The following is a 15,566-nucleotide window of genomic DNA, read 5'->3' as shown; positions in this document are numbered from 1 at the left end:
TGTTACACACTTTTCCCGGAATTGCGTTGATCCTCAACGGACCTTGTAGATCGCGATCGGCTTGCCGGCGCTGGAGCTGTCCAATTCCAGCCAATCCGGCACGTCTCGCTTGAGCAGCCGCGCCGCCAGGCCCGTGGGAGCGTCCTGCGCAAGCGATATCTCTTCCGTATTGCCGCGACATATGGCGACCAGCCCGACATGCTCGCGCTCGATCACGGCGTGCGCGGCGTCCGGCGTTCCCATGAAGGCGTCGAGCATGGCGAGGTTGCCGCCGGCATTGCGGTGGTAGGGGCCGGCCAATGCCCTGTGGCCGGTAAACATCACTATGGCCGAGCCGAGATTGGACGACGCAAGCACCGTGGTTACCGGCATGGCGGCAAGATCCTGGAAGTCTGCCGCCTTACCGCAGGTCACGGCATGATCGGCGTCGGAATTGGCTCCCGTAGGCGCCTCGTGGACAACGGACTGCGCGGCAACCGCGACGCCGGCCCAGGTTGCGTTGAGCGACACCAGCCATGCCACCGCGATGCGGGTCGAGCCGCGCCATGATTGCGCGGCGCTCGCCTGCAGGCGTATCCAGGCGATCCAGGTCGAGAGCGGCAGCCCTGCGAAAGCGACCGAGAAGGTCGAGCCGCGCACCTGCCACAGGCTGACGGCGAATGCGACCGCAAGCAACACACCGGCAAGGGCTTCCTCGCGGCGCAAGCGGCGGCTGCCAAGCTGCAGGCCGATCAAGAGGAGCGCGATGAAGGGCGTCACATAGCGCGAGGCCATCAGCTTCGGCTGATTGGCGGCGACGCTGAGGAAGGGCTGCGCTTCGACGACATCGTTCAGCCAATAGGTGCGGACACGCTCGTCCATGCCGGCATAGGGCGATGCCAGGCATTGCGGGAAGAACACGATCGCAACGGCCGCGACCAGCATGGCCAGCGCCGACATCGAGACGAGCCGCGTCCTGGCCGTCGATTGTCCGGAGAAACCGGCAATTGCCGCCAGACCGAAGCCAGACAGCGCCGCGATCACGAGCTGGAAGGCCGAGAAGGCATCGCACTGCGCCACGCCCCAGGCCGCTGGCGGAACGGTGGCGACCAAAGCCACTATTGCCATCACGGCAAATCCGACGCCGAAGCCTTGCGCGATCCAGCGCTCGCCTGCGTCGAGGATGAAGAGCGTGGCTGCGCAAGCGCCGAGCGCGGCGACATAGGGAGCGGTCTCCATGCCGACGGCGAGCGTGAGGCCAGCGCAAAGGCCAGACAGGACGGCAGCGGGCCGCCAGAAGGGAGCCTCCATCAGAAGCCAGAGGCTGGCCGCCGTCAGCAGGAGCTGGACATTGTGGTGGTCGAGCGTGCCGGGACTGAAGATGCCAAGGAAGAAAAGCCCGGCGGTGGAAAGCACCAGGGCCGGCATCGCCACATCCGCGCCGGCAAAACGCCGCGAGGCGCGCAGGATGACGAAAATGGTGAGCCCGTAAAGGGAGAGCGGCCAGATGATCTGCGCCGCCCTTTCCGCAGTGGCGGCGCCGGCGCCCAGCGCATGGAAGGCAAGGATGATCAGCGCGATCGGCGTGTCGACCAGCCGCGACCAGTGCATGACGAAGCCGCCGTCGAGGCCCATCCTGTATTGGTGCAGATCGAACCAGCCCTGGCCGGCCAGCAGGTCGCGGACCTCGACCAGCCTCAACATGCTGTCATTGTCGGCGCCAAGGTTCGCAATCGTCGGAAAGCCGGAGACGGCATGGATCGCCAGCACGACCAGCATCGCGCAGAGCGCAAGCAGGAGATCGTGTTTCCAACCGGCGCCCTGGATGGTCATGCTGGCCGCAATGCCCTGGATCGTTTTCGCGATCCTGCACCAATGGGGCGTAACAAAGCGTAAAGCCGCATCTCCTGGCTTTGAACGTCAGGCGAAGGCGGGCTGGCTCCAGCGGGCGGCCAGCAGCCGGTAGGGGATCAACGCCACAACCGCGATGATCAGCTTGACCGAGAGGTCGCCCAGCGCCCAGGACACCCAGCGCATGGTCTCGATCGGCAGCACGCCCATCAGCGGCGCCGGCTGCAGCGCGAAGCCGTCGTTGGGTCCGACAAAGGCGAAGGCGGCGGAAAAGGCGACACCGAAGAACACAAGCGTGTCGAGTACGGAGCCGACCAGCGTGCCGACGATCGGCACTCGCCACCAGCTCTGCCGTCGCAGACGGTTGAACACGGTGACATCGAGCAGTTGCGCGGTGAGGAAGGCGGCACCGGAAGCGGCCGCGATGCGCACCAGCCGGTCGGCGGGGGTCTCGAATTCGATCAGGCCGTGACGGAATAGGAAGGGTGGAACGAGAATCGAGCAGATCACCGCCGTCATGAAGCCGACGAACACCACCTTGCGCGCCACGGCTGGGCCATAACGGCGGTTGGCAAGGTCGGTGACCAGGAAGGAGAAGGGATAGGTGAAGGCGCCCCAGGTGAGCAGGTCAGCCAGCGACAGGCCGCCGATCTGACCTTGCATCGGGAACTGGACGAGGATGTTCGAGGCCACGACGACAAGCGCCATGGCGGCCACGAAGGGCAGGAATCGCTTGAGGAAGTTCATTTTTTTATCCTGGGTAATGGAACCAGCCGAGCGTCCCGTCGAACGCTCGCTTGCGTTTCAAGCGCCGGATTGGGCCGGCGCTCGAGGCGGTTGTCCTCCGATCGAAAGGCGCTTTAGGCGGCCGACTGCTCGGCGAGCTTCTTGGCGATCTGCTTCTTGAGCAGGCGGGCGCGCTGCGAGAGGTCCTTGGCGTCGGCCTTGGCCAGGAAGGCGTCGAGGCCGCCGCGATGCTCGACCGAACGCAGCGCGTTGGCCGAAATGCGCAGGCGAACGTTCTGGTTCAGCACTTCGGAAATCAGCGTCACATTGACCAGGTTCGGCAGGAAGCGGCGCTTCGTCTTGTTGTTGGCATGGCTCACATTGTGGCCGGTCTGGACTGCCTTGGCAGTGAGCTCGCAGGTGCGGGACATCTTGTCTAACCTTCAGTTCTGAACCCGCCAAACCATTCTGCCCGCGCCAGGCGGCGCGGGGTCTCGGTCAGGCGGCCTTTGGAAAAGTTGGCGTTCCATAGTTGCATTTCGCCACTGCGTCAAGCTCCGGCACGTGTGCAACGACCGAGCGCGCTCCATATAAAGGCCGGAATTCGCCCTATAAGCCCTTCGCGAACGGATTGCCAGGCTGGAACCACTGCGTTTCCGGCTCTATCGAGGACTCGCTGCCCGCTATGCTTCGACCATCCTATGCCCTGTTCACGCTGCTCGCCGTCACTGTCCCGACGACCGGCTTCGCTGCTGCCCCACCGCAGTCCTTCAAGGGCGAATATACGGTGTCGTTCCTTGGCCTTTCGGTCGCAAGGGCGACATTTTCGAGCCGCTACGACGGCGATACCTACGCCATCAACGGCACCGTCTCGGCCGCCGGCATCGCGAAACTCTTCGACGACACGAAGGGCACGATCTCGTCGAAAGGCACGATTTCGGGGCAGCAGATGCGGCCGCAGGCCTTCCGGGCCGACTACACCTCCGGCAAGAAGGCCTCGGTGGTCGACATACGTTTTTCCAATGGCGGCGTCGCCTCGACAAAAGTCGTTCCCGAGCCCGGCAAGCGCGATCCCAAGAGCTGGGTGCCGGTTGGCGACGGCGACCTGAAATCGGTGCTCGATCCGATGGCGGCGACCGTCATCCATGCCGACAGCCTGGACAAGGTCTGCGGGCGGACCGTCAAGTTCTATGACGGCGAGATGCGAGCCAACCTGTCGCTGACCTATGCCTCGAAAGGCTCGATTTCGGTGCCCGGCTACAAGGGCGACACCGTCACCTGCAAGATGGGCTTCGAGCCGGTGGCGGGCTACCGCAAGGGACGCAAGGCGCTGGAGTTCCTCCAGAACAAAAGCCGCATGATGGTGACATTTGCACCGCTCGGCCAATCCGGCGTATATGCGCCGATCCGCGCCACGGTCGGGACCCAGATCGGTCCGCTGACCATAAGCGCGAGACGGTTCGAAGCCGTCGAGTAGTTTGTTTATTACGCAATTCCGGACGGAAGACCGCAGGCGCTTTTCCTGGAATTGCTGAGGGCGCCACGGCGCGCCGCCGGGGGGCAGCTATGGGGCGCGCAACACTGATCGGTTTTTCCGCGGTCGCCATGTGGGCGCTGCTTGCCCTGCTCACCGACGCCTCCGGGCAGGTGCCGCCGTTCCTGTTGTCGGCCATCACTTTCGCCATCGGCACCTGCGTCGGGCTTGCCGCCAGGCTGGTGATGCCTTCGCCCGACAAGAGCCGCAAGATTCCGCGGCAGGTCTGGCTGATTGGGATTGCCGGCCTGTTCGGCTACCACTTCTTCTACTTCACGGCGCTGCGCAATGCGCCTGCCGTCGAGGCGAGCCTGATCGCCTATCTTTGGCCGCTGCTCATCGTGCTCGGCTCGGCGCTGATGCCGGGCGAGCGGCTGGCGTGGAACCATGTGGTCGGCGCGCTGCTTGGCCTTGCCGGCACTTTCCTCATCGTCACCAAGGGCGGCGGGCTGGCCTTCGACGCGCGCTACGCCTTCGGCTATGCGATGGCGGGCGTTTGCGCATTGCTGTGGTCGTCCTATTCGCTACTGTCGCGGCGCTTCCCGTCGGTGCCGACATCGATCGTCACCTGGTTCTGTGCGGCGACGTCGGTGCTTTCGTTCGTCTGCCACCTGCTGCTCGAAAAAACCGTGCTGCCTGACGGCCCGGGCCAGTGGCTGGCAGTCGTCGGCCTCGGCCTGATGCCGGTAGGGGCCGCCTTCTATGCCTGGGATATCGGAGTCAAGCGCGGCAACATCCAGGTGCTGGGAGCGGCAAGCTATGCCGCGCCGCTTTTGTCGACCCTGGTGCTGATCGCCGCGGGGGTGGCGGAGCCGTCGTTGCGCATCCTCGCGGCCTGCGTGCTCATCACCGGCGGAGCGGCGCTCGCCGCGAAGTCGCTCTTGCTGCGCGAGCCGGCAACCAGCGGAGCAAGCGCATGATGCCGTTTGCGGGCGGCATCGACGCCAATCCGAATGCGACGCTTTTGTTTTCGATCGCCGCCGCCGCGATCTATGCCTTGGCGCTCGAGCTGTCGCCGCGACTTGCCCGTTCCGCCGCGAAGACGCTTGCAGTCGGCTTGCTGGCTGTGCTCGCCGTCATGCAGGGCGGTCCGTTGCTGCTCGTCGCGGCGCTGGGGCTCAGCGCCGCCGGCGACGCGTTCTTGTCACGCGACGGCGAGAAGGCCTTCCTCGGCGGACTGGCGAGCTTTCTTGCCGCGCATGTCGCTTATATCGCCCTGTTCCTGAAGGCTGGCGGCGGGGTCGGGCTGCTCGCCGCCGATCCGTGGCGCGGTGCGATTGCATTGGCGATGGCGGCCTTCGTTATCGTGATGCTCGCAGCCCTTTGGCGCCGCGTCGGTCCCGCCTTGCGCGTTCCGATCGCCGTCTATGTCGCGGCGATCCTTGCCATGGGTATTTCGGCGCTCACCACCAGCTATTTCTGGGTGATCGCCGGCGCGGTGCTGTTCATGGCCTCGGACGGACTGTTAGCGGCAGAGCGCTTCCTGCTTGCCGCGATCTCGCCGCATCGCGTCTGGATGCGCTACGCGGTCTGGGTGCTTTATTACGTCGCCCAACTGGCGATCACCTTGGGATTCTTGCTGAGCTGAGGCGCGTTGATATTCAGGTGATGCCGGCTTGCAAATGCCGGTTTCCTGCGCTTCCGGTACTCACGTACTTTTAGTACGATCCGTTCCGGTTCTCGCAAACCAGCATTTTCAGCTCGGCCTGACCTGAATCTCAACGCGCCTCAAGCGTTTTTCGGCTGCCAGCCAGGCTCGGCCAACTCGAAGGCGGCGAAGTCGAACCCCGGCGCCACCGTGCAGCCGACCAGCGTCCATTCGCCAAGACTGCGCGCCGACTGCCACCATCCAGCCGGCACAACGATCTGCGGCCGCTCTCCGGCGGCAAGTGCGGCACCCAGCACCTGTTCGATGACGGTGCCTGAGCCTTCCTCATGCATGGCTAGCGCCAGCGGCGCGCCGGCATAGAAGTGCCAGACCTCTGCCGCATCCTTCACCCGGTGCCAGGCCGAAAGCTGGCCTTCCTCGAGCAAAAAATAGATCGCTGTCGAATGGCCGCGTGAGCCCCCCGCGCCGTCGCGAAAAGTCTCGGCATACCAGCCGCCTTCGGGATGCGGCTTGAGGTCGAGCGTGGCGATGATTTCGGCGGCGCTGGTCATGCAAGGGAGGCCTGTTTGATGCATGTCGTTATCCCAAAACCGCTACGCACTTTTGGGCGACATGCATTAGAAGTTATCCTTGCGCTTGCGGATCTCGGCGAACACTTCCGTATCGCTCGCCCTCTCCATGCCGAGATGCCTGCGGATCGCCGGGTCGTGCCAGCGCAGGAATGGATTGGTCGACAGTTCCTCGCCGATCGTCGTCGGCAGCGTCGGCTTGTTGCCGGCGCGCAGCGCCTCGATCCTGGCGGCGCGTTCTTTGAGCGCGGAATTGGTGGGATCGATCGTCAGCGCGAAGCGCGCGTTGGCCAAAGTGTACTCGTGACCGCAATAGATAAGGGTCTCGGCCGGAAGAGCGGCAAGCTTCTTGAGAGACTCGTGCATTACCGGCGGCTTGCATTCGAACAGCCGGCCGCAGCCCAGCGCAAAAAGCGTGTCGGCGGTGAAGGCCACTTTCGAGGCCGGCAGATGGTAGGAGACATGGCCGGCTGTGTGGCCGGGCGTTTCGATGACATTGATCCGTTCCTCGCCCAGGCGAATGACGGAGCCTTGCCTGACTGTCTCGTCGATGCCGGGGATCTTCGCCTTCTCGGCTTCCGGGCCGACGATGGTGAGCTTGAAGCGCTCCTTCAGGGCCAGATTGGCTTCGACATGATCGCCATGATGATGCGTGGTCAGGATCATCGTCGGCGTCCAGCCGGTGCGCTTGATCGCGGCCAGGATCGGGGCTTCTTCCGGAGCGTCGATGATCGCCGTCTGCCCGCTTTCGGGGTCGTGCACCAGCACGCCGAAATTGTCGGTGCGGCACATGAACTGTTCGATTTCGACCGGCATCTCGTCGCTCTCCATCAGAGCGCCGTGCGTCGAGGTGGACGCACAAAAGGGCGCTCTAACACTTGTTGGCTGCTGCATCGAACTCGAAACCGATTTCGGGCCGATGCAGGAGTCGCGGCAGACATAGGGCGGCGGGCCGCCGATGTCATCCGCCTTTGTTGAACTCGTCGAATATCACGGCTACCGTCCCGGCCATGCATTCCGATATCGTCGACCTTCGCTCCTTCTATTCGACCACGCTCGGGCGCCTGGCCGAGCGCGCGATCACCATGGCACTGTCGTCGATATGGGCAACCGTTCCGAACGAACGCCTGGTCGGCCTCGGTTATACGCTGCCCTGGCTGGAGCGGTTCGGCGCCGATGCCGAGCGCGTCTTTGCCTTCATGCCGGCGACGCAAGGGGCGGTGGTCTGGCCGGCGACCGGACCGACGGCGACGGCGCTCGTCTTCGACGAGGAGTTGCCGCTGGTCGATTCCTGCATCGACCGCATGTTGCTCGTGCACTCGCTCGAACATGTCGAAAATCCGCGCGAGACGCTGAACGAGATCTGGCGCGTGCTGTCGCCTGCGGGCAGGGTCGTCATCGTCGTGCCCAACCGGCGCGGCGTCTGGGCACGTTTCGAGCATACCCCCTTCGGCAACGGCCGGCCGTTCTCGCGCGGCCAGCTCACCGAATTGCTGCGCGAGGCGAATTTCACCCCCGCCGCATGGTCCGACGCGCTGTTCTTCCCGCCGTCGCCGCGCCGCTTCATGATGCAGTTCCACAACGTGCTGGAGCGCGCCGGCCGGCGGTTCTGGCCAATCTTTTCCGGCGTCATCGTCGTCGAGGCGCAGAAGCGGCTCTACCAGGGTGTGCCTGTCGTGCAGCGCGCCTCGCGCCGCGTTTTCGTGCCCGTCTTCTCGCCGCAGGGCGCGACGACGCTCGGGCGCCGGGGTGCCGGCCCGATGCCGCCGGGCAAGCGGGTGACGCGTTCGTAATCGGGGTGAAGCCTTGCGCCGCAGGGCAATCATCACCTTATCTCGGGGGACAGGTTCGCGGTGCGGCGTCGGCGCAGACGACGCTCCCGAATGCAGGGATCACGCATATGGATGACCAAGTGTATCACAAACCCGGCACCGAACAGCCTAAGTTCTCGGTGGAGACCAGCAGCCTCTCCGACCAGTTGGTGGCAATCAGGCTGGCGCTGAAGACGTCGCCGGTGCGCAGGCAACTGCTGTGGGCCTCGATCGGCATTGTCGGCGTCGTCGTCGCGACCTCGATCGGGCAGGTCATACTGAACCGCTGGAATCAGCCCTTCTACGATGCGCTGGCGCGGCGCGACCTGCCAGCCTTCCTGCACCAGCTGGTGGTTTTTGCCGAAATCGCCGCCAGCCTGCTGGTGCTCAATGTCGGCCAGACCTGGCTCAACCAGACGATCCGGCTGAAGCTGCGTGAGGCGCTGACGCTGGACCTGATCGATGAATGGATGCTGCCGGCGCGCGCCTTCCGGCTCACCCATGCGGGAGCCATCGGCGTCAATCCCGACCAGCGCATGCAGCAGGATGCCGGGCATCTCTCGGATCTGTCGACCGATCTCGGCGTCGGCCTGTTGCAATCCTTCATCCTGCTTGTGTCCTTCATCGGCGTGTTGTGGGAACTCTCTTCCGGCTTCGTCTTCCATGTCGGCGGCTATTCGCTGGCGATACCCGGCTATATGGTCTGGGCGGCGATCCTCTATGCCGGCATCGCCTCCTGGCTGAGCTGGCTGGTGGGCCGGCCGCTGATCCGGTTCAACAGCGATCGCTATGCGCGCGAGGCGGAGCTGCGCTCCTCCATGGTCCGGGTCAACGAGAATATCGACGCCATCGCGCTCGCGCATGGCGAGGGGGACGCCAGGCGGCAGCTCGAGCTCGATCTCGGCACCGTGCTTGGCGCCATGCGGCGCATCTACAGCGCGCAGATCAATCTGTCCTGGGTCACCGACGCCTATGGCTGGATCACCGTGGTCGCGCCGATCCTGGTCGCCGCGCCGGTCTATTTCGCCGGCGACATCAGCTTCGGCGGACTGATGATGGCGGTCGGCGCCTTCAACCAGGTGAATTCCTCGCTGCGCTGGTTCATCAACAATATCGGCGCCATCGCCGACTGGCGGGCAACGCTGATGCGCGTTGCCGACTTCCGCATCGCGCTGGGCGAAACGGATATCCTGCACCACCGGGCAAAACGGATCGAGTTCGGCGAGAACGCAAACGGCAAGCTGACATTCGACAAGCTCGAGGTCGCCTCGCCCGACGGCTGCACCAGGCTTGCCGAGACGAGCGTCGAAGTCCAGGCCGGCGAACGCGTCATGATCACCGGCGATCCGCGCGCCGGCAAGACGCTGTTCTTCCGCGCCATTGCCGGCCTCTGGCCATGGGGAGGGGGGCGCATCGGCATGCCGGCCGGGGAAACGCCATTCTTCGTGCCGCGCACGCCCTATTTCCCGCTCGGCACGCTGCGCGACGTGCTCAACCATGCCGAAGGCGCCAAGATCGACGACGCCGAGATCTCGGCGGTGCTCGGCGAGGTCGGCCTGGAGCGACTGTCGTCCCAGCTCGACCGCTCGGCGCGCTGGGAGCATGAACTGGCCGACGACGAGCAGCGGCTGCTCGCTTTTGCCCGGCTCGCCCTCAGGAAACCAAGATGGGTGATCATCGACGAGGCGCTGGATACGTTCGACGGAGCCACGCTGCGGCGCGTGCTGGCGATGCTGGAGACCCGGCTGCCAGGCGCTGCGATCCTCAATATCGGGCGCGGCCTGCACAACACCCAGTTCTTCCCGCGCGCGCTCACCATCCTCAAGGACAGCGGCGGAACGGCGCTCAAGCCGGCCCGCCTTCGCGCTGGGGCGATCGAGCCTCCACCGGCCGCGGCGCGCGCCGGAAAATAGCTTTATTTTGCCGCGATCGCCGGGAACAATCCCGACGTGGTCGGAGCCTGCCATGCTCAAGCTGCTCAGCCTGCTCGTTTGCCTTGCCTGCGCCGAAGCAGCGCCGCTGCCTGCGATCGGCGACGGCGCTCCGGTCGATGTCGCGCTCGTGCTGGCCGTCGACATCTCGCAGTCGATGGATGAAGACGAGTTCGCCCTGCAGCGCGCCGGCTATGTCGAGGCGCTGCGCCATCGCGACTTCATCGACGCGGTGCGCGCAGGCCAAAGAGGCCGCATCGCGCTCGCCTATTTCGAATGGGCCGGCGTCGTGCGCGACGACGGCGTGATCGCCTGGCAGGTCATAGACGGCGCAGACAGCGCCAATGCCTTCGCCGACAAGATCGCGAGCCGTCCGTTCCGGAGCTTCCGCGGCACCTCGATTTCAGGCGCTCTCGGCTTCGGCGCAAGGCTTTTGGAGAAAAACGGCTTTTCGGCGCCGCGCCGGGTCATCGACATATCGGGGGACGGGCCCAACAATGCCGGGCTGCCTGTGGCCCTGACCCGGGACGCAGCTTTAGCCAAGGGCATCGTCATCAACGGCCTGCCGATCCTGATCAACCCCTCGCCAAGCGTCAGCCGTCTCGATCGCTACTATGCCGATTGCGTCGCCGGCGGTCCCGGCTCGTTCGTGCTGCCTGTCTATGCGGCGTCCGAGTTCTCGACCGCGATCCGCCGCAAGCTGGTCCAGGAGGTGAGCGGCGTCGGCGATGCGGCAACGATCCGCGTCGATGCGGAAGCGCCGACGGATTGCCTGCTTGGCGAGCGCCTGCGGCAACGGTTTTCCGATCCGTATTTTCCGGAACTGGACCGGTGAAACGCCCGTCTCGCGCAATTCCGCCCCTTAGGCCGGCCGGACCCCATATTTGGCGCGGAACTCGTCATAGCAGTCGCGGCGCCAACGCCGGCCGACGACATAGCCGCGCACCAGTTCGCCCGGCGAGTAGCCGAGCGCCTTGGACGATCGGTTGGCGAGATAGCCGGAAAATGCCTGCGGCAGCCTGCCCTTCAGGACATCGGCGATGATCTGTCGCGCAATCATGTATGGCGGAACGTCGGGATAGCGGTCGGCGATGTAAGGGTGCTTGTCGATCAGGTTGGCATAGGCCTCGACGTAGCCGTCCCGGCGGCCGGAGATCGAATTCTCTGAATTGTACTTCTTCCAGTCGATATCCTCCGACAGCAAGGCGCCGCTGCGGTGGGCAAAACGCAGCAGCAACTCGCGGTCCTGCATGCGCGTGATGTCGCTGTCATAGCCGCCGATCGCCAGCAGCGACTCGTGCCTGGCCGTTATCGCCGAGCCGGCGATGAAGATCGTCTGCGAGACCAGGGCGCGCTGCAGCGTGCTCTTGTCGAGCAAGGCCTCGCGGTTGACGCATTTGCTGCTGCGGTTGCCCTTCACCGAGACGTAGGAGCTGATCAGCACTTCGAGCGACGGGTTCCTGTCGAAGCGCTCCAGCGTTCGCTCCAGCCGGTCCGGCAGATAGACATCGTCCGAATCAAGGAAGGTCACGATCGGCGCCCGGGCGCGCTCGATGCCCGCGTTGCGCGCGGCATTGGCGCCGCGCCATTTCGCGCCGACATAGATCAGCCTGGAGTCATGAATTTCGGCCAGCGTCGCGGCCGTCCCGTCGGTCGAGCCGTCGTCGACGACGATGTGCTCGAAGCGGGTAAGTGTCTGGGCAAGAACGCTTTCCACGGCGCGCACAACCTGGCTGCGCCGGTTGTGAGTCGGCGTGATCACGGTGATCAGCGGAGCCGCTTCGCTCGACACGCGGCCGCCACTACCAGCCGGGTTCTGCTGCTGTCGGATGGGTTTGATGGTGGCCCTCCATGCCCGCCCTTGACCCGCCCCTGATTGATTTCGGCTCCGACGCTACAAAAAAGCGGTCTTGGTGTCATCCCGAGGTGCGGCGGGAAGTGTCGGATTCCGGTCGGTTTCCGCGGCATTGCGGTTTGAGGGCAACACCATTTCCGCCCGCAATCGTGCCCGAGTCGTTCCCTTATCGGTCGACGTCATGGTTTGCCGCGTGAGGCGCCGGCGGCGTTTTTGATAACCTCGAAGGTAATCGACCGAAATACCTTCGTTCTGCAAACTGCTCCCCAACGAAGCCGGTCCGACGGCTTCGATCAATTGAAGGAGCAGACCATGACCGCTTACGCCGTTGCCCATATGCGCCACGTCACGCCCGGCCCTTGGATCGTCGAATATCTCGAAAGAATCGACGCCACGCTGGCGCCGTTTGGCGGGCGCTTCATTGTCCATGGCGGTGAAGTCGAGGTGGTCGAGAACAGCTGGCCGGGCCACGTGATCGTCGTCGAATTCCCGGACAGACAGCATGTGCGCGACTGGTACAATTCTCCCGCCTATCGGGCGATCCTCAATTTGCGCACCGATAACTCCGAATCCGACATCGTCTTCGTTGACGGCGTCGAGCATCCGCACAAGGCTACGGATGTGCTCGGCTAGCAGAACTGAACAAAGTGCTTGTTCAGTGCCGGATGATTCTAACTATGCCCGACATAGTCCGGTAAGATTTCGATTTTGTCACGAAAGAGGCCGGCAGCGAGGCTGAACTGGCCGAAAAATGCCAGAGTGTAAAAGGTCAGGCCGACCGCCAGCGAAAACGGAACCTGCCAGAGCGGCATGCCTGTTTGCGGCGCGTGCCGTATCACGCGTCGTGTCGTGCGCCACGACATGGTCCACCAGCGGCTGAACGATTTGACGATCCGTCGGGCGCGGCTGGGAGCACGAAGCGCGACGAATTTCCGGTCGGCGTCCCGGCCGGTCACCAGCGCGCGCCAACAGAAGAACCGCCAGCCCCGCGGGGGATAGTGATAGACGCGCGCGTCGACATGGACGATTTCGTGGCCCTCGCGCCGAAGCCGATGCATAAGCAGCGTGCAAGAAACCTTGAAGCCGTTGTTTTGCGGGAAGGTATTGGCGGCAATCCATTCGCGCCGGAAGGCGACGTTGTTGGCGTTGATCGCCCGTTTCGCGGCAAATTTCTTGTCTCCCCGAGCCATCGGGAAGAACCAGATCAACGCGAAGGTTCGCGAGAAGAAGTCGTCGTAGAAAAGATATGTATAGCCATTGACGCAAACGGTCTCGGGATTCCGAAATGGGCTGAGCAGGATCGAGAGCCAGTCCGATTCAGGAACCGTGTCGGAGTCCATGAAGATCACGACGTCTGCGTCGGTCGCCAGGATGCCGTTGTTCTTGAGCTCGTAATAACGGCCACCGGGACAGGCGACGAAGCAAAGCTCTGCCACCTCTTTCAGCTGCGGTGCTTCTCTATTGATATGGTCTCGCAGCGACTGGGCGTCTACGTCGTGCCCGGGGTGCGAGATAATGACTTTCGGGCTTGCGAAACCGGCCGCCGAAACCGAGGCGATTTCATCGGACAGGGCGGTCAGCCCAACGCCGATCTCGTCCCAGTCGATCGACTTGGCGTTTTCCATTTCCATGACGACTGAGTAAGTCGGGAGATCGCCGACCATCACTGCTTCACCAGGTTGCCTGAATTCAGGTCGGTATAACCGCCATCGTTCGCTGTCAAATGACAGAAACAGCAATGCAAAATATTTTTGGCGCCTCATCGATATCCCCGGCAGTCTTGCCAGCCAAGAGAACCGTTTCGAGCGCCGTTACCTCTTCAACAAAAACACCGCCTGCTGGCCGAAGAAGTTCCAGAACCACCAGGGCATCGACAGGCCGATCTTCTGGCCATTGGCGTCCAGCGCGGTGGCCTTCTCGACCGTCGCGCCAAGCTCCTCGCACAGATTGACGAAGTCGCGGATGGTGCAGAAGTGGATGTTGGGCGTGTCGTACCAGGAATAGGGCAGGTCCTTGGTGACCGGCATCCTGCCCTTGATCAGCAGTGAGAAGCGCACTCGCCAATGGCCGAAATTGGGGAAGGAGACGATGGCGCGGTTGCCGATCCTGAGCAATTCGTCGAGCACGCGCTTCGGATTGCGGGTCGCCTGCAGGGTCTGCGACAGCACGACGAAATCGAAGCCCTTGTCGGGGTAGAACCCGAGGTCCTTGTCGGCATCGCCCTGGATGACGGAAAGGCCGCGCGCCACGCATTCGTTGACGCCGCGCTGCGACAATTCCATCCCGCGGCCGTCGACCTGCCTGGTTTCCTGCAGAAGTTCCAGAAGCACGCCGTCGCCCGAGCCGACGTCGAGCACGCGCGAATTGGGCGGAATGAGATCGGCGACGACGTCGAGATCGACGCGCTGGGCGCGGTTGACGCTCATGAGCATACCTCCGGCCTTAGGGCGTTTGCAGCCAATGGCGTCGCCACGCGGCCAAGACAAACAGGTCGCGAGCGGCTCATAGGCTGAGCCCCCTGGCGCGAGCGGCGGAGGCAATGAAGCCGTTGATGGCCGCGAACAGTTCCGGCTCGTCGAGCAGAAAGGCATCATGACCGCGATCGGTCTCGATCTCGACGAAGGAGACGGAAGCGCCGGCGGCATTGAGCGCATGAACGACCGAGCGGCTCTCCTCGGTCGGGAACAGCCAGTCGCTCGTAAAGGACACAAGACAGAAGCGCGTCTTGGTGCCGGCGAAGGCGTTGGCCAGGCGTCCGCCATGGTCGACGGCGATGTCGAAATAGTCCATCGCGCGGGTCAGATAGAGGTAGGAATTGGCGTCGAAGCGGTCGACGAAAGTCATGCCCTGGTGGCGCAGGTAGCTTTCGATCTGGAAATCGGCATCGAAACCGAAGGTCAGCGCCTCGCGGTCCTGCAGGTTGCGGCCGAATTTGCGGTGCAGCGCCGCCTCGGACAGATAGGTGATGTGGGCGGCCATGCGCGCCACGGCGAGCCCCTTTTCCGGGCGCCTGCCGAAATCGAGATATTTGCCGCCGTGCCAGTCCGGATCGGCCATGACGGCCTGCCGGCCGACTTCGTGGAAGGCGATATTCTGCGAGGAATGGCGGGCGCCGGTGGCGATCGGCAGCGCGGAAAAGACGCGCTCCGAATGGCTGGCGGCCCATTCCAGCACCTGCATGCCGCCCATTGAGCCGCCGACCACGCAAAACAGCTTCTCGATGCCGAAATGATCGACCAGCATCAGCTGCGCGCGCACCATATCGCGGATGGTAATGATCGGCAGGTCGAGCCCGTAGGGCCGGCCCGTCGCCGGATTGGTCGAGGCGGGGCCGGTGGAGCCCAGGCAGCCGCCGACGACGTTGGAGCAGATGACGAAAAAGCGGTTGGTGTCGATGATCTTGCCGGGACCGATCAGCACCTCCCACCAGCCGGGCTTGCCGGTCACCGGATTGGTGTTGGCGACATGCTGGTCGCCGGTCAGCGCGTGGCAGACGAGGATGGCGTTGGAGCGGGCGTCGTTGAGGGTGCCGTAGGTCTGGTAAGCGATCTGGAAGGGCGACAGCAGCGTGCCCGCATCGAGCTTCAACGGCTTGTCGGGGCCGAACTGCAGCACCGGGCTCGACGGATTGTCGGCCTCGTTGTTGGTCCTTACAGCACGCTGAGCGACCATTGCATTCCCCATCCAGCATCGATTTCGCC

16 protein-coding genes are annotated in these 15,566 nt (G+C 64.0%); 7 read left to right on the top strand and 9 right to left on the bottom strand.

The window, feature by feature from the left end; translation table 11 throughout:
* Window positions 1-33: 33 nt before the first annotated feature.
* From RFN28_RS11195 to rpmB, 3 genes are all read right to left on the bottom strand, one after another.
* Complete coding sequence (locus RFN28_RS11195) at window positions 34-1,812, bottom strand: GtrA family protein (RefSeq protein ID WP_320287398.1); 1,779 nt, start codon at window positions 1,810-1,812, stop codon at window positions 34-36.
* A gap of 87 nt (window positions 1,813-1,899) precedes the next feature.
* Window positions 1,900-2,577: a queuosine precursor transporter gene (locus RFN28_RS11190; protein ID WP_320287397.1), complete on the bottom strand. Its 678-nt coding sequence runs from the start codon at window positions 2,575-2,577 to the stop codon at window positions 1,900-1,902.
* A 113-nt stretch (window positions 2,578-2,690) separates the two neighbouring features.
* A complete protein-coding gene (gene rpmB / locus RFN28_RS11185; protein ID WP_040973570.1) occupies window positions 2,691-2,987 on the bottom strand; it encodes a 50S ribosomal protein L28 in 297 nt (98 codons plus the stop codon).
* Between the two features lie 254 nt (window positions 2,988-3,241).
* On the opposite strand from rpmB, the gene RFN28_RS11180 reads away from it, so the two are divergent.
* The 3 genes from RFN28_RS11180 (at window position 3,242) to RFN28_RS11170 (ending at window position 5,678) form a co-directional block, all read left to right on the top strand.
* Window positions 3,242-4,033 (top strand): DUF3108 domain-containing protein, encoded by a 792-nt coding sequence (locus tag RFN28_RS11180; RefSeq protein WP_320287396.1) that lies wholly within the window; start codon window positions 3,242-3,244, stop codon window positions 4,031-4,033.
* Between the two features lie 89 nt (window positions 4,034-4,122).
* Window positions 4,123-5,010: an aromatic amino acid exporter YddG gene (yddG, locus tag RFN28_RS11175; RefSeq protein ID WP_320287395.1), complete on the top strand. Its 888-nt coding sequence runs from the start codon at window positions 4,123-4,125 to the stop codon at window positions 5,008-5,010.
* Complete coding sequence (locus RFN28_RS11170; protein WP_320287394.1) at window positions 5,007-5,678, top strand: lysoplasmalogenase; 672 nt, start codon at window positions 5,007-5,009, stop codon at window positions 5,676-5,678. The genes yddG and RFN28_RS11170 overlap by 4 nt, the downstream gene beginning before the upstream one ends.
* Window positions 5,679-5,818: 140 nt before the next feature.
* Here the strand turns inward: RFN28_RS11170 and RFN28_RS11165 are convergent, their stop codons facing one another.
* Together RFN28_RS11165 and gloB are read right to left on the bottom strand one after the other, a co-directional pair.
* On the bottom strand, window positions 5,819-6,250 hold the full coding sequence (locus RFN28_RS11165) for a cupin domain-containing protein (RefSeq protein ID WP_320287441.1): 432 nt from the start codon (window positions 6,248-6,250) through the stop codon (window positions 5,819-5,821).
* Between the two features lie 66 nt (window positions 6,251-6,316).
* A complete protein-coding gene (gene gloB, locus RFN28_RS11160; RefSeq protein WP_320287393.1) occupies window positions 6,317-7,084 on the bottom strand; it encodes a hydroxyacylglutathione hydrolase in 768 nt (255 codons plus the stop codon).
* 194 nt (window positions 7,085-7,278) lie between these two features.
* Here gloB and RFN28_RS11155 point away from each other — a divergent pair, with 194 nt between their 5' ends.
* The 3 genes from RFN28_RS11155 (at window position 7,279) to RFN28_RS11145 (ending at window position 10,845) form a co-directional block, all read left to right on the top strand.
* On the top strand, window positions 7,279-8,061 hold the full coding sequence (locus RFN28_RS11155; RefSeq protein WP_320287392.1) for a class I SAM-dependent methyltransferase: 783 nt from the start codon (window positions 7,279-7,281) through the stop codon (window positions 8,059-8,061).
* A gap of 107 nt (window positions 8,062-8,168) precedes the next feature.
* Window positions 8,169-9,992 carry an ABC transporter ATP-binding protein/permease gene (locus RFN28_RS11150; RefSeq protein ID WP_320287391.1) on the top strand — a complete coding sequence of 608 codons (1,824 nt, stop codon included), beginning with the start codon at window positions 8,169-8,171 and terminating at the stop codon, window positions 9,990-9,992.
* Window positions 9,993-10,044: 52 nt separating this feature from the next.
* Window positions 10,045-10,845, top strand: coding sequence for a DUF1194 domain-containing protein (locus RFN28_RS11145; protein WP_320287390.1), 801 nt, complete (start codon window positions 10,045-10,047; stop codon window positions 10,843-10,845).
* Between the two features lie 27 nt (window positions 10,846-10,872).
* Here the strand turns inward: RFN28_RS11145 and RFN28_RS11140 are convergent, their stop codons facing one another.
* A complete protein-coding gene (locus RFN28_RS11140; RefSeq protein ID WP_320287389.1) occupies window positions 10,873-11,802 on the bottom strand; it encodes a glycosyltransferase family 2 protein in 930 nt (309 codons plus the stop codon).
* A 375-nt stretch (window positions 11,803-12,177) separates the two neighbouring features.
* Between RFN28_RS11140 and RFN28_RS11135 the strand changes: the two genes are divergently transcribed.
* Window positions 12,178-12,498: a DUF1330 domain-containing protein gene (locus tag RFN28_RS11135; RefSeq protein WP_320287388.1), complete on the top strand. Its 321-nt coding sequence runs from the start codon at window positions 12,178-12,180 to the stop codon at window positions 12,496-12,498.
* A 38-nt stretch (window positions 12,499-12,536) separates the two neighbouring features.
* On the opposite strand, the gene RFN28_RS11130 is transcribed toward RFN28_RS11135, so the two are convergent.
* The 3 genes from RFN28_RS11130 to metX form a co-directional block, all read right to left on the bottom strand.
* Window positions 12,537-13,529 (bottom strand): glycosyltransferase family 2 protein, encoded by a 993-nt coding sequence (locus RFN28_RS11130; protein WP_320287387.1) that lies wholly within the window; start codon window positions 13,527-13,529, stop codon window positions 12,537-12,539.
* A gap of 147 nt (window positions 13,530-13,676) precedes the next feature.
* Window positions 13,677-14,291 carry a methionine biosynthesis protein MetW gene (metW, locus tag RFN28_RS11125; RefSeq protein ID WP_320287386.1) on the bottom strand — a complete coding sequence of 205 codons (615 nt, stop codon included), beginning with the start codon at window positions 14,289-14,291 and terminating at the stop codon, window positions 13,677-13,679.
* Window positions 14,292-14,367: 76 nt separating this feature from the next.
* Window positions 14,368-15,537, bottom strand: a complete 1,170-nt coding sequence (metX, locus tag RFN28_RS11120) for a homoserine O-acetyltransferase MetX (RefSeq protein ID WP_320287385.1) — start codon at window positions 15,535-15,537, stop codon at window positions 14,368-14,370.
* Between the last annotated feature and the right edge of the window lie 29 nt (window positions 15,538-15,566).

It is taken from the genome of Mesorhizobium album, from assembly GCF_033977205.1.
GTDB classification, from domain to species: Bacteria; Pseudomonadota; Alphaproteobacteria; order Rhizobiales; family Rhizobiaceae; genus Mesorhizobium; species Mesorhizobium album.
Note: the sequence above shows the minus strand (reverse complement) of the source record. Positions and strands in the feature narration are given on the sequence as shown.

Coding starts and splice junctions, on each gene's coding strand:
- yddG (WP_320287395.1), top strand. CDS start 4,123: ATGGGGCGCGCAACACTGATCGGTTTTTCCGCGGTCGCCATGTGGGCG.
- RFN28_RS11150 (WP_320287391.1), top strand. CDS start 8,169: ATGGATGACCAAGTGTATCACAAACCCGGCACCGAACAGCCTAAGTTC.
- RFN28_RS11195 (WP_320287398.1), bottom strand. CDS start 1,812: ATGACCATCCAGGGCGCCGGTTGGAAACACGATCTCCTGCTTGCGCTC.
- metX (WP_320287385.1), bottom strand. CDS start 15,537: ATGGTCGCTCAGCGTGCTGTAAGGACCAACAACGAGGCCGACAATCCG.
- RFN28_RS11145 (WP_320287390.1), top strand. CDS start 10,045: ATGCTCAAGCTGCTCAGCCTGCTCGTTTGCCTTGCCTGCGCCGAAGCA.
- RFN28_RS11155 (WP_320287392.1), top strand. CDS start 7,279: ATGCATTCCGATATCGTCGACCTTCGCTCCTTCTATTCGACCACGCTC.
- RFN28_RS11170 (WP_320287394.1), top strand. CDS start 5,007: ATGATGCCGTTTGCGGGCGGCATCGACGCCAATCCGAATGCGACGCTT.
- RFN28_RS11135 (WP_320287388.1), top strand. CDS start 12,178: ATGACCGCTTACGCCGTTGCCCATATGCGCCACGTCACGCCCGGCCCT.
- RFN28_RS11180 (WP_320287396.1), top strand. CDS start 3,242: ATGCTTCGACCATCCTATGCCCTGTTCACGCTGCTCGCCGTCACTGTC.
- metW (WP_320287386.1), bottom strand. CDS start 14,291: ATGAGCGTCAACCGCGCCCAGCGCGTCGATCTCGACGTCGTCGCCGAT.
- rpmB (WP_040973570.1), bottom strand. CDS start 2,987: ATGTCCCGCACCTGCGAGCTCACTGCCAAGGCAGTCCAGACCGGCCAC.
- RFN28_RS11190 (WP_320287397.1), bottom strand. CDS start 2,577: ATGAACTTCCTCAAGCGATTCCTGCCCTTCGTGGCCGCCATGGCGCTT.
- RFN28_RS11165 (WP_320287441.1), bottom strand. CDS start 6,250: ATGACCAGCGCCGCCGAAATCATCGCCACGCTCGACCTCAAGCCGCAT.
- gloB (WP_320287393.1), bottom strand. CDS start 7,084: ATGCCGGTCGAAATCGAACAGTTCATGTGCCGCACCGACAATTTCGGC.
- RFN28_RS11130 (WP_320287387.1), bottom strand. CDS start 13,529: ATGGTCGGCGATCTCCCGACTTACTCAGTCGTCATGGAAATGGAAAAC.